Consider the following 14,555-nt stretch of genomic DNA (forward strand, 5'->3'; position numbering starts at 1 on the left):
CCGCTCCTTTAAAAGTTTGTGGGTTGAGCCTTATGTCTGACCTTCCTTTCACTTTAGATCAGTTACGTATCCTGAAAGCGATCGCTGTAGAAGGAAGCTTCAAGCGTGCCGCTGATAGTCTTTACGTCTCACAGCCTGCCGTGAGTTTGCAAGTGCAAAATCTCGAACGGCAGCTCGATGTTCCTTTATTCGATCGTGGAGGACGACGCGCCCAATTAACCGAAGCAGGGCATCTACTCTTAAGCTACGGCGAAAAAATTCTCAGTCTGTGTCAGGAAACCTGCCGAGCGATCGAGGATTTACAAAATCTCCAAGGTGGTACTTTAATTGTCGGTGCTTCTCAAACCACCGGCACTTATCTTTTGCCCAAAATGATCGGGATGTTCCGACAAAAATATGCCGATGTGGCAGTACAACTACACGTCCACTCTACCCGGCGGACTGCTTGGAGCGTGGCTAATGGACAAGTTGATCTAGCAATTATCGGCGGTGAAATTCCTGGTGAACTGTCAGAATCGTTAGAAGTTATTCCTTACGCTGAAGACGAACTAGCGCTGATCTTACCTGTATTTCATCCCTTTGCCAAACTTGAAACAATCCAAAAAGAAGACCTATACAAATTACAATTCATTGCCCTAGATTCTCAATCGACTATCCGCAAAGTTATTGACCAAGTGCTGTCACGTTGTGAAATTGATCCCAGACGTTTGAAGGTGGAAATGGAATTAAATTCCATTGAAGCGATTAAAAATGCTGTGCAATCTGGTTTGGGGGCTGCCTTTGTTTCAACTAGTGCGATCGCTAAAGAGTTACAAATGGGTGTTCTACACCGTACCCCCATTGAAGGTGTCGTTGTCAAACGGACACTGTGGCTGATTTTTAATCCCAATCGCTATAGATCCAAAGCCGCAGAAGCTTTTAGTCAAGAAATCTTGCCCCAGTTTGCTAACCCAGAATGGAATCAAAATGTGTTAAAATTAGCACAAAAAAACATAGTATTAACTACACTGGAGGTACTAACACCCAACTTATCCGGCGAAGGCTAAAATCACGTTATTTAGTCGTTTGTCATTTGTCCGGTGTTTTTTGTAAATTACCAATGGCCAAATAATTCGTAATGAAGCTGCTGTGTCGCTAACGTAATTCGTAATTATTAACCCATTGCTGTTTGTGCAGGATGCTGTAAGCAAACCAGGGGTTTAACATCAGGAAAAAAGTTTTTGGTTCTTGATTAATAAATTTAGTTTTTCTGTAACCTGAAGTATTTACGAAGTACGTTAGCGTAACGTTAGCCAGTCCGCGTACCCCTATGGGGCAGTAAGCTACGCGTAGCGTTAGCCAGTCCGCGTACCCCTATGGGGCAGTAAGCTACGCGTAGCGTCTGGTAGAGAGCGTCATTATCAATTACGAATTATTTTGACTAATTACGAAAATGGAAGTTTACTGCACTCGTCCACGTTGTCCACGCCCACAAAACTATTTTGCCGATTTAGATAATATTACAACCCTGAAAACAACCCAGCAAAAGTATTGCACTACCTGTGGTATGCCACTGCTACTAGATGGTCGATACGTGCCAACGAAGCTGCTGGGAAGAGGCGGGTTTGGAGCAGCGTTTTTGGCACGCGATCGCCGAATACCAGGAATGCGTCAATGCGTAGTTAAGCAGTTTCAACCATCGGGAAATTTAACCTCAGATCAGCTGCAACAAGCGCAGTTAATGTTTGAGAGAGAAGCAGAAGTTTTAGCACAGCTTGGTAATGACCACGAGCAAATTCCTGACTTGTTTGCTTTTTTTCCAGTGATAGTTAATAGCTTGCAATCAGTACAAGAAGACCAATTTTTTTACTTGGTGCAAGAATATATTGATGGGCAAAACTTAGAGCAAGAATTAATTCAAAATGGTAAATTTTCTGAACAGCAAGTGTTGGAAGTGCTGCAAGAAATCTTGAAGGTACTAAAGTTTGTCCATGATAGAGGCATTATCCACAGAGACATCAAACCTTCAAACATCATGCGTCGTCGTGATGGTAAACTTTTTTTACTAGATTTTGGCGCAGTCAAGCAAGTAACAAACGCTGTACCTGGTTCTGTGGGTTCTTCTACAGGAATTTATTCTATGGGATTTGCACCGCCTGAGCAGATGGCTGGCGGCCAAGTATTTCCATCTACAGACTTATACGCGTTGGCGGTAACTCTTATTACCTTGTTAACAAACCAGGAAGCAATTCAACTATTTGATGCCTATAGCAACCAGTGGAAATGGCGAACTCAAGTAAGTGTCAACCCACACCTTGCTGACATATTAGATAAAATGCTGCTACCTGCTGCTAATCAACGCTTCCAGTCAGCCCTGGAGGTTCTATATGCACTTAACCCACAGGCGGCTCAAGCCCCTACACAACTGAATTCGCCCTCTGTAACCCTCCCACCACAACCATCCAAAGGTTCTAATCCCGTCGTTCCCCGCCGTCCATCAACTAAACCAGCGTTTTCTACATTGGAATTATTGGGTGGGGCGGCATTTAGTGGATTTGAGGGTGCATTAATTGCGATCGCTCTCTTCAGTCTCGTAAAAGACCTAATAGTTACTTTAAGTGTTGCGTGTGTGATTTTAGGAATACTAATATTTGCCCAAACTAGACGGTGGATTGAAAAATTCGATTTATTAATTATTCCCACAATTACTTTTGCGATTATTTTTTTTGTCCCCTTTTTACAAGGGGGGCTTGCCATTCAAGAAGTAGTTTTTTTAGCAGTTGGAGCAGGCTTAGTAGCCATTTCAATCACAGCCATCTTTCGACTTATTTATAAATTATTATCTCTAATACTTTAAAATTCCTGCTGTTAAGAGCCACCTATGTCTCAGAAAAACGAAACGCTTAGTCTTTTCTTAGCCGTTGTCATCACTATTGGTTTAATCTTTGGTGGTCTATGGTTTTTTATGGAACGGTGGGCGCAACTAAATGGAACTGTTGCTAAAACTTCGGGGAATAGCAATACAGGTAATCCCATAAACCAGTTTGTCAACAACAGATGTAACGTGCCGAATCTCCCGGATGGGACATTCAATTATGGTGGTAGTACAACCTGGGCACCCATCCGTAAAGACGTAGACTCCGTACTAGAAAGCCTGTGCCCTCAATTTACTTTACGCTATACTCAACCTCCTTCCGGTCAAGCAGGATCTGGAACTGGCATTCGGATGTTGATAGATAATCAACTAGCTTTTTCTCAATCTTCTCGCTCAGTTAAAGCTGAAGAAAATACAGAAGCTAAACAAAAAGAATTTAGTTTGAAAGAAATTCCAGTGGCGATTGATGGTATTGCGATCGCAGTTAACCACAATTTGAATATTCCTGGTTTAACTGTTGCCCAACTCAAAGACATCTACACTGGCAAGATTACTAATTGGCAACAGGTGGGTGGGCCAAATTTACCAATTATAGTCTACTCTCGCAGCCAAGAAGCTGGGGGAACAGTGGAGTTTTTTGTAGAAAATGTTTTAAATAAAGACAAGTTTGGTACTAATGTTAGTTACATTGGCACGACCACAGAAGCAGTACGAAAGATAGCGATGAATACTGGCGCAATTTACTATGCTTCTGCCCCAGAGGTTGTACCCCAGTGTACGATTAAGTCCCTACCACTAGGTCGCACAAGCGGTCAATTTGTGCCTCCTTATCAAGAACCGTTTATACCCCAATCGGAATGTCCCAGTAAACGTAATCAATTGAATAGTCAAGCATTTCGTAGTGGAGACTATGCAATTACCCGGAATTTATTTGTAATCGTTAAACAAAATGGTCAAACAGACCAAAAAGCTGGTGAAGCTTATGTCAATTGGCTGCTTACACCTCAAGGTCAAGAATTGATCGAAAAAGCTGGATTTGTCAGAATTAAATGATTAAAATGGTTAAAATTAGCCAAATAATCAAATTAGGACTTACGCAAAAACTCTCAAACTCTTATTTCTCAGTGTTATCTGTGTTGAGAGTAATTCGTTTTTTATCTTAATCCGTAAGTTCTACAAATATATAGACATTTTTTCTTTATTTAAATTTGTTCATGGTAGTGGCAGTTCCCTGGCATATTCAGGGCGATCCTAAATCAGATTTTCCTCAGAAATCGCGGCAGCTATGGGGTGGGGATGTGAGTTGGCGAAGCGCCCTCAGCTATGATGCCACTGTAGCTCTGATTGAGGCATTAAAACGTAACCCCACACGTTCTGGAGTCTAACAAGCACTAACCTCCTCTGACTTTTCTACCACTGGCGCTTCTGGTACAATTCGGTTTTTAGCATCAAGCGAGCCTCCCTTCGGGAGGAGCTACGCTAACGCAATGCGCCAGAACTTGTAAAAATTGTTCCTGGTTCTCGCTCTCGCACTGGTTATGACTTTCAACCAGTGCATTAGTCAGCAATAAAAAATTAAAAATTAACCAATACTTAACCTAAAAAAACTCTCAAGATGGGAAATTGAGCTTTATAGGAAAATTCTAGTGTCAATTTATTCTTCCCAGCACTCAAACCTTGAGACAAAATACAAATCATCCAAATGAAATTATTATACCTTCGCTTCTAAAGTAGTCAGAAGTCAGAATTTTCTAACAAAATACCCGTCCTCCAAATACAATCTCAAGTAGCAAGTATCAATCAAGCACTTATATTGAATGGACGCGGGGGTAATTTACTATGTCCCAAAAAAATGAAATACCTATTCTTGTATTATCAATTTTAATCACCGTCGGGCTAATAGCTGGCGGTTTTTGGTGGTTTAGCAGAAAGTCTGGGGTACAGATAAATACAATTAATTCTGGTAACAGCAACACGCCCCAAGCCGCATCAGGAAAACCTAGCAGCGGAACTTTCTCTTTAGTAAAGGATGTTCCTACAGGATTATTTAATTACGGTGGCAGTACATCTTGGGCACCAATTCGACTAGTAGTTGATCCAGCAATTCAAGCCGCACGACCAGAGTTCAGGCTGCGCTATGTAGAACCCAGCAATGCATCTCCTGGTTCTAATACTGGTATCCAATCCTTGATAGACGGTCAACTAGCCTTTGCCCAGTCCTCCCGACCAGTTTTAGATCAGGAATTAAGCCGTGCCCAGCAGCGTGGGTTCAGTTTAAAACAAATTCCTGTGGCAATTGATGGTTTGGCAGTCGCAGTTAATCCCAACCTGAATATCCCAGGAATAACGGTAGAACAGTTAAAGTCAATTTACACAGGCAAAATCAATAATTGGAGCCAGGTGGGTGGCCCCAATATCCCGATTAAGCCCTATTCCCGCCGCATTGCTGATGGCGGTACAGTCGAACTTTTTGTCCAAGACATCTTGGGCGGTCAAGCTTTCAGCTCCAATGTGGAATTTATCTCCACAACCACCCAAGCCTTACAAAAATTGGCTGGTAGTCCTGGTAGCATCTACTACGCTTCTGCCCCAGAGGTGATTCCTCAATGCTCAATCAAAGCCTTGCCGTTGGGGCGGACGCAAGGGCAATACATTGCACCATACCAAGAACCTTCTGTCCTCCCGTCTGAATGTCCTGGTAAACGGAACAAGTTGAACATTGAGGCTTTCCAATCAGGAAAATACCCGATTACCCGGAATCTGTTTGTGGTGGTCAAACAGAATGGTCAGATTGAGCAACAAGCAGGTGTCGCTTACGCCAACTTACTGCTGACTGAGCAGGGACAGGAACTGATTAGCCAAGCTGGGTTTGTCAAAATTCGCTGACACCTGCGATCGCCTCCGGTAGGGTATAGCCCATCGCATTTAAGACAGAGTGGCGGAAATCGCCGCTCTGAACAGTACTTTAACCAGCTCTATTAATCGACTCTGCTGGCAAGCATATTAAATTATCCCCTTGAGTCAGGATTAAGCCACGTTGACGCAGCTTACCCATCAAGCGGGTAACGGTAACACGAGTGGAACCAATCGCGCTACCAATTTGGGCATGGGTGAGGGGGAAAGGCAGACAATAGCCGCGAATCACATCAGGATCAGTGTCGCTCATTGCTGGTTCTCCATATTCCTCAATTAACAATGTGAGAAATCCTAAGAGCCGGTCAATTGTGCGGCGTTGTCCCAAGGCACTCAGCCACAGCAGCTTACGCTGGTGCTGATACCTAAAGGCATCCATAACTTCACGACGGAAGTGAGGCCAATTGTCTAAATCGTGCCAGTACATCCACAACACCGCAGTTTGGTCAACATGGGCGTAAGCCTGGAGTGTGAATGGTGATTGAGCAACAATTTCAAATGGCTGTCCCGCTCCGACAAAACCCAAGAACGCTTCTTCTGGGGTTCTGTTGATTCGTCGAGATGTTAGCTGACTAGCTGTCGCACTAACTTGGGCGGTTCCTACCATACGGATCGCCCCCCTTTGCACCAAATACAGCAATCCAGGCCGGGCTGGAATGCGCTCATCTTTGCTAAAGGTGCGGCAGCGGTAGTGTTCTTGAGCCCAGTCAAGAATGCGTTGCCAAGTTAAAAAAGGCCGTGATGCCTCAGAAAAGGAGGATGGAGATTGCATAGGTAACAAAGAGCGTTCGGCTGAAGACAAAGACGTAAATAAAAGGGTGCAAGGAGTGTCTTTGTGTTGACGAGGCAGGCTTAACGCCTAACAGCGCCAGCCAATCCAAAGAATAGAAAGCAAATTAACTCTCTACTCTTTTGTTATACTTCCTACTGTACAATGATGGTAGTAAAGTTTACTTACTATTCATCGATTATTCATCAAATTTTATCCTATTCTCATTTTTCTTTATCTAAATTAAATTTATACCGCAAGATAGATGACAGAAAAGTAGCAAATATATCTTACATGACGATTTAAATAATATTACGTGCATTATAAAATACAAGTTAGCAAATATACGTCAATCAAACAGTTAGTGTACAGTTATTCAATAAAGTCACTAAGCATTGATACTTATAAAGCAGAAAATCAATGCATAAAATATGAGAAAATTCCTCTACATAAAGTTAGAGATAATAATAGAATTTTATACACCTCAAGTGTGTCTCTGGGACTATCAAAATCTCAGAATCGAAAAGCGATGGAGCTTGCCAGTGCGATCGCATCTGATTTATCAGGGATTTGTGACGACGTTTTTAGTATCCAAATAGTTCCCCCTGGTTGGATACATTTTGAATTAACTCACTCAGCCTTAGCTACTTGGTTACAAAGTCTTGTAGTCGGGAGTGGAGAAGAAGCAGGGGAGCAGGGAGCAGGGAGCAAGGGAGAAGAATTTTCCCCTCTGCCCCCTGCACCCCGCCCCTCTGCCTCTTTTCAATGCCCAATGCCCAATTTGTTTGCTGTTCAGTACGCTCATGCACGCTGCTGTTCGCTAGTGCTTTTGGCTCATAGAGAGGGATTGATTAAACTTAGAGAACCAGTTCCAAATCCTAATCCAGCTTTTTGGAGTGTTATCTCTCCTAACCCTTTACCTTGGCTTAATGGTGACGGAACACTGCGGCTAAATCACCCAGATGAGCGTCGTCTAATTGGCGAATTAATACAAGTGGTAGACAACATAGAGTGCCCTGATGTTAGCGATTCTGTGAAATGGGAAAAAGTAGCGCTGAATTTGAGCCAAGCTTTTGAAAAGTTTTGGTCTAATTGCCGGATTTGGGGTGAGGTGAAAATTAACTCACCAGAGCTAGCTCAAGCCAGACTCGGATTGCTTATGGCTACTCAGTCAGTATTAAGATTTGTCCTAGAGGAAAACTTGGGGGTTTTTGCGCCCTTGGAGTTATAAATCGGTAATGTCGCTTAGGCAAAAATAAAAACTTTTATCATAGCTATTGACTCAATGCACCACCTCAGCTACATTAGCAGGTGTGTGAGGAGCGAACCAGCTAGGGCACCGAGACGAAACACGGCCAGTCGTCGGTGTCCTTTCTGATTTATATGGATTTGGCTTGAAAAAGTGCCCTCACTACAGCAAAAACTTTTCAATTGCTACTGCTGCTCCATCTTCCTCTACGCTGGGAGCCACCCACTGCGCGATCGCTTGCACTCCTTCTGGTGCATTGCCCATAGCTATACCAAGTCCGGCATACTCCAGCATCTCCACATCATTGAAGTTATCACCAATCGCCATAACATTGGCTAACTCTAATCCCAACAATTCTTCAGCTAGGTAACGTACAGCAGTCCCCTTATTCACAGAGGCGTTAGTTGCTTCAAAGAAGGTTGCAACAGATGTTGTCAGATAAAGTTCAGCGGGTGTGTATTGACGGCGCAAATTTCCTAGTAGCTTGTCGATTACATCAATGTCATCAGACAAAGCAAGAATTTTCGTCGGTTCATCTGTTAAGGCTTGACGCAAATCACCCACGGGAATAGCGATAACACCAGAACGTTCTGCATAAATTTGAGTTTCTCTGGTTAACTCACGAACGTATAGCTGATCGTTGATGTAAAAGTGGACAGATAGGAGCGATCGCAACTCAGGCTGTTCAAAATGGTCGAGTAACTTGTGGGCGATTTCCCTGGAAACAGCCCAATGGCGATGGATTTTTTGGGTGATCGGGTCTTGAATCCAGGCTCCCTGATAGGCCATTAATGGTAGGGTAGAGCCAATGTCTTGGTGAAAGCGCAAGGCTGACCGATACATTCGACCTGTAGCGATCGCCACTTGAATTCCTCGTGCTTGCGCTGCAAAGATTGCTTGCTTTACAAGTTTGCTAATGGTGTTAGAGTGCCCTGCGATCGTCCCATCTATATCCAAAACTAGTAGTTTAATGTCTTTTGCAGCAGCCTGATTGTCAGTAGATGCTTTCTGCATAATTTCCTAGATTTTAAGTTCCAGTAAGAGGTTAACAGGCTCTAGCGACCAGTGGGGAGTAATAGAAAATAATTGGCTTCTCTAGTCAATCCAATTTTCTTGCTGTGAGGATGCTGAGTAACACAATTAAGTTGTTAAAATTCTGACTAGTAGTCGCAACAAAAAACCCGATTCTCGAAAAAATCGGGGATTTTAATTTAAATTTAGATGCCTGACCGATAGGTGGGATGGAAAAAACCTACCTGTTCAAAAAAGTCTATGAATTGGACACCTTAATCCAGCTTTTTTTGCGTTGTGATAACAGACAAAGCCCAGCAATTAAACCAACTCCAAGTGTGGTGGTGGGTTCAGGTACTGATTTCACATCATCGTACTCATAAGTTACTGTGATACCTGCCTTGGCATAAGTATCAATATAGGATCTCATGTTGCCCGATCCTGTAACTAGTGAGTCGGCTATAGCTGAGAACAAAAAGTCTATGTTGCCATTACCAATGAAAGACTGTAAGAATTGCGTATTAGTGAAAGTCTGGAGACCAGATTGTGTAGCAGTTAAGTTAGAAAGAGTGTTTCCAGATGTGCCTTTATAATCAGTGATGTTATCGTATTTGGTAACTTGATAACTGGAAGTATATTGTGGATTCAGTGCAAACAAAGACTGATTATTTAGCTGTAAGTTCAATTCACTGCCAAGTTTTACTGTGACTATACTTGGGGTTGGACTTCTATTTTCAAAACCTGCATTGCCGAGTATGTCACCAGTAAATCCTATCGTTACACCCTTGAGTGTGCCTAGAGATGAGTCAAATTTTTGGATGCTCAAAGGTAGCTCAATGATATCTGTAAACTGGTAATTAGTGGAACTAGTGTATGAGAGAGAAGCTGCATTAGCTACTCCAGATGTGGCAATAATTCCTACCAAAGTTGTGGCAGCAGCTAGAGTGTTGAATAGTTTTGTTGTCATGTATGGAAGATGCTTTTCTAAAATTAATCATTACGGGATAAGTAACTTATTTCTAACTCTGAAACTTTACTTATAGTCTTGATAAATATACGTAACTTTATGTAAAGTTATTATGTTCAAATTTTTACGAAAAATAGACTTTTTGATTGATATATATAAAGTTTTATTAAGGCAAGACGTTTTGAAAGTAGTAATATTATGTCGAAATATTAAGCTAGTTTTTGTTGGTTGCTGAGAAGTAAGCTAGGTCAATCTAATTAAACATAAAACGCTCAAGAGATAGATCCCTGGCTTCTGATGATAGGTTGGGGATGTAGTTACTATCTGGTTACTATGCTTATACTTACGTGCTTAATTGGGCTGGTATCCCTGCCAAAAGTTGGTTATACTTGGCTTCCGTACTAAAGCTGCAAATGCGTAGACATTGGTTTGCCAAAATTATACTCAATAGTAATTGGTACACAAAACTGGGCTATTGTCACCAAAGCCAAGCTGAACAAGCATCGGAAATTGCTAACTATGTGACAAAGCTTCTGGCTAAAATAGGGCTATGTCTGAAACTTTTACTTCTGCAACTGCAACACGGCCCACATTCATCCTCGTAGATGGACACTCGCTGGCTTATCGTTCATACTTTGCTTTCGCCAAAGGGCGAGATGGAGGACTGCGTACCAAAACGGGGATTCCTACCAGTATATGTTTTGGTTTTGTGAAGTGCCTGCTGGAGGTAATGGCAACACAACAGCCCCAAGCAATGGCGATCGCTTTTGATTTGGCTGAGGCAACTTTTCGTCACGAAGCTGATGAGACTTATAAAGCCGATCGCCCGGAAACGCCGGAAGACTTCATTCCCGATTTAGAAAACCTGCATGAGTTGCTCAATGGCTTCAATCTACCATTTTTTACTGCCCCTGGTTTCGAGGCAGATGATGTTTTAGGAACCTTAGCACAACGAGTAACTGCGGCTGGGTATAGGGTGAAGATTCTGACTGGCGATCGCGATTTATTTCAACTAATAGATTCTGATAAAGAAATCACTGTTCTAAATTTTAGTCCAGATGCCCTAAAGCGCTCTACAAATAGCATCACGGAATTTGAAGCAGAACAAGTCAAAGAGAAAATGGGCGTTTTGCCTTCACAAATTATTGATTTCAAAGCTCTTTGTGGTGATAAATCAGATAATATTCCTGGTGTCAAGGGAATTGGCGAAAAAACAGCAGTGCAGCTGCTGAATACTTATGGTTCACTTGAGAATGTTTATGCTGCATTAGATGAAATTAAAGGCGCAACTCAGAAGAAACTGGCAGCAGGTAAAGAAGATGCCGATAAGTCTCGCTATTTGGCAACCATAGTTTTAGATGTTCCTATAGAATTTGATTTAGAAGATTGCAAATTAAAAGGTTTTGATACAAGCGTATTATCACCAATTTTAGAAAAATTAGAATTCAAGTCTTTTTTAGGCAGGATAAACGACCTCCAACAACGTTTTGGTGGGAAAATTGAAGATAAAGAAGAAGCCAAAATAGACAAAAGTAATCCCAATACTAACTCAGAAGTCAGCGCTGATGAAGATAATGATTTATGGTTTTTCAGTGCTAGTGATACAGCAGCAGTTCCACAACAATCTACTTCTCCAATTACACCACGCATCATCAACACCGAAGCCAAACTCACTGAGTTAGTGAAACTTTTGCAAAAATTCACTAATCCAGAGACACCCGTTGCTTGGGACACTGAAACTACAGCTTTAGAACCAAGAGATGCTGAGTTAGTAGGAATTGGTTGCTGTTGGGGAACGGAACCAGATGAAGTAGCCTATATTCCCGTGGGGCATAAAACTGGGGAAAATTTGCGTAAAGATTTGGCGCTAGAAGCATTACGCCCAATTCTCGAAAGTACTGATTATCCTAAAGCTCTACAAAATGCTAAATTTGACCGCTTAGTTTTAAAGTGTCAAGGAATTAATTTGGCAGGAGTAGTGTTTGATCCCATGCTGGCAAGTTACATTCTAAATCCCGATTCAAGTCATAATTTGATGGATTTGTCGCAGCGATATTTGGGATTGATAGCAAAAAGTTATTTGGATTTAGTTCCTAAAGGCAAAACCATCGCTGATATAGATATTCCCGCCGTAGCAGATTACTGCGGTATGGATGCTTATTCTACTTTCCGTTTAGTGGTGAAATTGCGTGAGGAACTTGATAAAATCCCAACTTTGTCTAAGCTATTAGTGGAAGTGGAACAGCCACTAGAAGCGGTTTTAGCCCAAATGGAATACACGGGTGTTCGCATTAATTCTGCTTATTTACAAGAACTTTCACAGCATTTAGAAACTGAGTTAGCCAGGTTAAAAGAGGAAGCAACTGAAATAGCTGGGGAAAATTTTAACTTGGGTTCTCCTAAACAATTGAGCCAAATTTTGTTTGAAAAGTTGGGATTAAGCACTAGACATTCTCGTAAAATTCAAACGGGCTTCTCTACAGACGCAGCAACACTAGAAAAACTTCAAGAAGATGATAACACTGGATTTGTAGAGGCGATTATTGAGTATCGCACCCTATCTAAATTAAAGTCTACTTATGTTGATGCCTTACCTGCATTGGTGCGTCCAGATACACAGCGAGTACATACTGATTTTAATCAAGCAGCAACATCAACTGGTAGATTATCCTCTTCTAATCCGAATTTGCAAAATATCCCGATTCGTACAGCTTTTAGTCGCCAAATTCGGAAGGCATTTTTGCCAGAATCTGGTTGGTTAATGGTGGCTGCTGATTACTCACAAATTGAATTGCGGATTTTGGCTCATTTAAGTCAAGAGCCGATATTAGTGCAAGCATATCAGCAGAATGAAGATGTTCACACTGTGACAGCACGTTTAGTGTTTGAAAAAGAAAATATCACATCAGAAGAACGAGGTATCGCAAAAACTATCAATTTTGGCGTGATTTATGGAATGGGTTCTCTCAGGTTTTCACGCTCAACTGGGATAGATAAGACCATTGCCAACGAGTTTATTAAGCGGTTTAATGAACGATATCCGAAAGTATTTGCATATTTGGAGCGAGTGAAAAAAGAAGCGATCGCTCTTGGTTATGTAGAAACTATTTTCGGTCGCCGTCGCTATTTTGACTTTACTAATAACAGTTTACGCAAGCTAAAAGGCAGTAACCCAGAAGATATTGATCTGAGTAAATTGAAGAATTTGGGTGCTTACGATGCGGGTTTATTACGCTCTGCGGCTAATGCACCAATTCAAGGTTCTAATGCGGATATTATCAAAATTGCAATGGTGAGATTGCATGAGGTGTTGAAGCAATATCAGGCGCGTTTGTTGTTGCAAGTTCACGATGAATTAGTGTTTGAAATCCCTCCTCATGAGTGGGAAGAATTACAACTGCAAATTAAGTCGGTGATGGAAAATGCAGTGCAGTTGAGTGTGCCGTTGCTGGTGGATGCGCGTGTTGGTGAAAATTGGATGGAGACGAAGTAAGTTTAACTGGGGATTGGGGATTGAAACAATTAAATTACATTGTGATAGGCGTAAATCTGTGTTAGCAGTTACTACAGCCTGACTCGAGATCAATTTTATACCATTGTTACCCCAGAAGGAATTTTAATATGCATCGTCGTTGGCTCTTATCTGCTTTCGCAGTTTTGTTGAGTATAGTTTTAGTTGCTTGCACCACTGCAAATACTCAACAACCACAAACCCAAGTGGAAAACATTACTGAGACGACAAACACAAATTCTCAGCAATTACCAAAAGGATCAGCAAAAAGAGTTGTTGCTCTTTCTTCCCTTTCTGCTGATATTATTTATCGACTTGATCAAACAAAAATTATTGGAATCACTGGTAGTAAATTATTCAAGAATGACTCAAGATTCAAGGATATTCCCCGCGTTAGCGAAGGTCAAAGTCCGCCAAATTTAGAGAAAGTTGTAGCACTTAAACCAGATTTAGTTATTGGCGCTGAAGGTTTTTCTAATATCCCAATTCAAAAACTTCAGCAGTTAGGAATTTCAACTCTGCTCACCAAAGTGAATAGCTGGGAATCTCTAGAAGAGCTTACTAAAACACTTGCTAAATCAATTGACGCTGATCCTCAGCCTTTGTTAAGTCGTTACAAAAGTTTCTTGCCAGAAAAGCCAACTCAGGGTTTTTCTACTCTAGCGCTGGTTAGTCGTCAACCAATTTTAGCGCCGAATAAAAATAGTTGGGCAGGGGATTTGCTGGCGAAATTTCAAGCGAAAAATATAGCAGCAGATTTACAAGGCAAAAGTCCAGTTGGTGGCTATGTGACGCTTTCGGCTGAGAAAATTTTAGAAGCAAATCCAGAGGTAATAATTTTGGTTAATCCTCCACAAGGAAATTCGGAAGCGGCGCTTTTAGATTCTTTAAAAAAGGAAGCTTTTTGGCAGCAACTACAAGCGACCAAAAATAACCGAGTCTATGTGTTTGATTATTTTGGTCTGGTGAATCCAGGTAGCATAAATGCAATTGAAAAGGCTTGTCAGCAGCTTAAACAAGTTGTTTAAACAAGGGGAGCATCCACTTTTGGCAGAAAGACTCAAATAGCTAATAAACCATTGAGATAAGCACAACGAATAGAGAGGATGTGATTAACACTATCAACATTCCACTGTGCGCCAGAAATTTTAATCCTCGCACCAATTTGTTTAATAGCAGATTCAACTGCTCCAGAACCAATAGAACAAAGTTGTTCAGCCTGGTAATAGGCATAGTTGACAATACGAGAGCGATGTTTTTCAAGATAAGTAATGAAGTTCT

At 41.6% G+C, this 14,555-nt stretch carries 11 protein-coding genes and 1 pseudogene; 8 read left to right on the top strand and 4 right to left on the bottom strand.

The annotated features are described in order from the left end of the window. Window positions 1–32 precede the first annotated feature (32 nt). The 5 genes from H6G97_RS05295 (at window position 33) to H6G97_RS05315 (ending at window position 5,740) form a co-directional block, all read left to right on the top strand. Entirely contained in the window at window positions 33–1,046 is a 1,014-nt protein-coding gene (locus H6G97_RS05295; protein WP_190939645.1) for a LysR family transcriptional regulator, read from the top strand. Between the two features lie 386 nt (window positions 1,047–1,432). Next, a complete protein-coding gene (locus tag H6G97_RS05300) occupies window positions 1,433–2,836 on the top strand; it encodes a serine/threonine-protein kinase (RefSeq protein ID WP_190939646.1) in 1,404 nt (467 codons plus the stop codon). Window positions 2,837–2,860: 24 nt separating this feature from the next. Then, complete coding sequence (locus H6G97_RS05305; RefSeq protein WP_190939647.1) at window positions 2,861–3,907, top strand: PstS family phosphate ABC transporter substrate-binding protein; 1,047 nt, start codon at window positions 2,861–2,863, stop codon at window positions 3,905–3,907. 161 nt (window positions 3,908–4,068) lie between these two features. After that, window positions 4,069–4,239, top strand: a complete 171-nt coding sequence (locus tag H6G97_RS55320) for a hypothetical protein (protein WP_338421582.1) — start codon at window positions 4,069–4,071, stop codon at window positions 4,237–4,239. 454 nt (window positions 4,240–4,693) lie between these two features. Further along, a complete protein-coding gene (locus H6G97_RS05315; protein WP_190939648.1) occupies window positions 4,694–5,740 on the top strand; it encodes a PstS family phosphate ABC transporter substrate-binding protein in 1,047 nt (348 codons plus the stop codon). Between the two features lie 79 nt (window positions 5,741–5,819). Here H6G97_RS05315 and H6G97_RS05320 read toward each other — a convergent pair whose 3' ends face one another. Beyond that, window positions 5,820–6,539: a Crp/Fnr family transcriptional regulator gene (locus H6G97_RS05320; protein ID WP_012412419.1), complete on the bottom strand. Its 720-nt coding sequence runs from the start codon at window positions 6,537–6,539 to the stop codon at window positions 5,820–5,822. A gap of 526 nt (window positions 6,540–7,065) precedes the next feature. On the opposite strand from H6G97_RS05320, the gene H6G97_RS05325 reads away from it, so the two are divergent. Then, window positions 7,066–7,767 carry a DALR anticodon-binding domain-containing protein gene (locus tag H6G97_RS05325; protein WP_338421583.1) on the top strand — a complete coding sequence of 234 codons (702 nt, stop codon included), beginning with the start codon at window positions 7,066–7,068 and terminating at the stop codon, window positions 7,765–7,767. A gap of 180 nt (window positions 7,768–7,947) precedes the next feature. Here the strand turns inward: H6G97_RS05325 and H6G97_RS05330 are convergent, their stop codons facing one another. Next, the gene (locus H6G97_RS05330) at window positions 7,948–8,799 is read right to left on the bottom strand and encodes a Cof-type HAD-IIB family hydrolase (RefSeq protein ID WP_190939650.1); all 852 of its coding nucleotides are present in this window, start codon (window positions 8,797–8,799) and stop codon (window positions 7,948–7,950) included. 256 nt (window positions 8,800–9,055) lie between these two features. Beyond that, window positions 9,056–9,763: a choice-of-anchor E domain-containing protein gene (locus tag H6G97_RS05335; protein ID WP_190939651.1), complete on the bottom strand. Its 708-nt coding sequence runs from the start codon at window positions 9,761–9,763 to the stop codon at window positions 9,056–9,058. A 550-nt stretch (window positions 9,764–10,313) separates the two neighbouring features. On the opposite strand from H6G97_RS05335, the gene polA reads away from it, so the two are divergent. Further along, window positions 10,314–13,256, top strand: a complete 2,943-nt coding sequence (polA, locus tag H6G97_RS05340) for a DNA polymerase I (RefSeq protein WP_190939652.1) — start codon at window positions 10,314–10,316, stop codon at window positions 13,254–13,256. Window positions 13,257–13,384: 128 nt separating this feature from the next. Next, on the top strand, window positions 13,385–14,302 hold the full coding sequence (locus H6G97_RS05345) for an ABC transporter substrate-binding protein (protein ID WP_190939653.1): 918 nt from the start codon (window positions 13,385–13,387) through the stop codon (window positions 14,300–14,302). A gap of 32 nt (window positions 14,303–14,334) precedes the next feature. Here H6G97_RS05345 and H6G97_RS05350 read toward each other — a convergent pair. After that, a pseudogene (locus H6G97_RS05350) lies at window positions 14,335–14,555 on the bottom strand (ISKra4 family transposase); the annotation flags it as partial.

This window comes from Nostoc flagelliforme FACHB-838, assembly GCF_014698065.1.
GTDB lineage: Bacteria > Cyanobacteriota > Cyanobacteriia > Cyanobacteriales > Nostocaceae > Nostoc > Nostoc flagelliforme_B.

Coding starts and splice junctions, on each gene's coding strand:
- H6G97_RS05295 (WP_190939645.1), top strand. CDS start 33: ATGTCTGACCTTCCTTTCACTTTAGATCAGTTACGTATCCTGAAAGCG.
- H6G97_RS05300 (WP_190939646.1), top strand. CDS start 1,433: ATGGAAGTTTACTGCACTCGTCCACGTTGTCCACGCCCACAAAACTAT.
- H6G97_RS05305 (WP_190939647.1), top strand. CDS start 2,861: ATGTCTCAGAAAAACGAAACGCTTAGTCTTTTCTTAGCCGTTGTCATC.
- H6G97_RS55320 (WP_338421582.1), top strand. CDS start 4,069: ATGGTAGTGGCAGTTCCCTGGCATATTCAGGGCGATCCTAAATCAGAT.
- H6G97_RS05315 (WP_190939648.1), top strand. CDS start 4,694: ATGTCCCAAAAAAATGAAATACCTATTCTTGTATTATCAATTTTAATC.
- H6G97_RS05320 (WP_012412419.1), bottom strand. CDS start 6,539: ATGCAATCTCCATCCTCCTTTTCTGAGGCATCACGGCCTTTTTTAACT.
- H6G97_RS05325 (WP_338421583.1), top strand. CDS start 7,066: ATGGAGCTTGCCAGTGCGATCGCATCTGATTTATCAGGGATTTGTGAC.
- H6G97_RS05330 (WP_190939650.1), bottom strand. CDS start 8,799: ATGCAGAAAGCATCTACTGACAATCAGGCTGCTGCAAAAGACATTAAA.
- H6G97_RS05335 (WP_190939651.1), bottom strand. CDS start 9,763: ATGACAACAAAACTATTCAACACTCTAGCTGCTGCCACAACTTTGGTA.
- polA (WP_190939652.1), top strand. CDS start 10,314: ATGTCTGAAACTTTTACTTCTGCAACTGCAACACGGCCCACATTCATC.
- H6G97_RS05345 (WP_190939653.1), top strand. CDS start 13,385: ATGCATCGTCGTTGGCTCTTATCTGCTTTCGCAGTTTTGTTGAGTATA.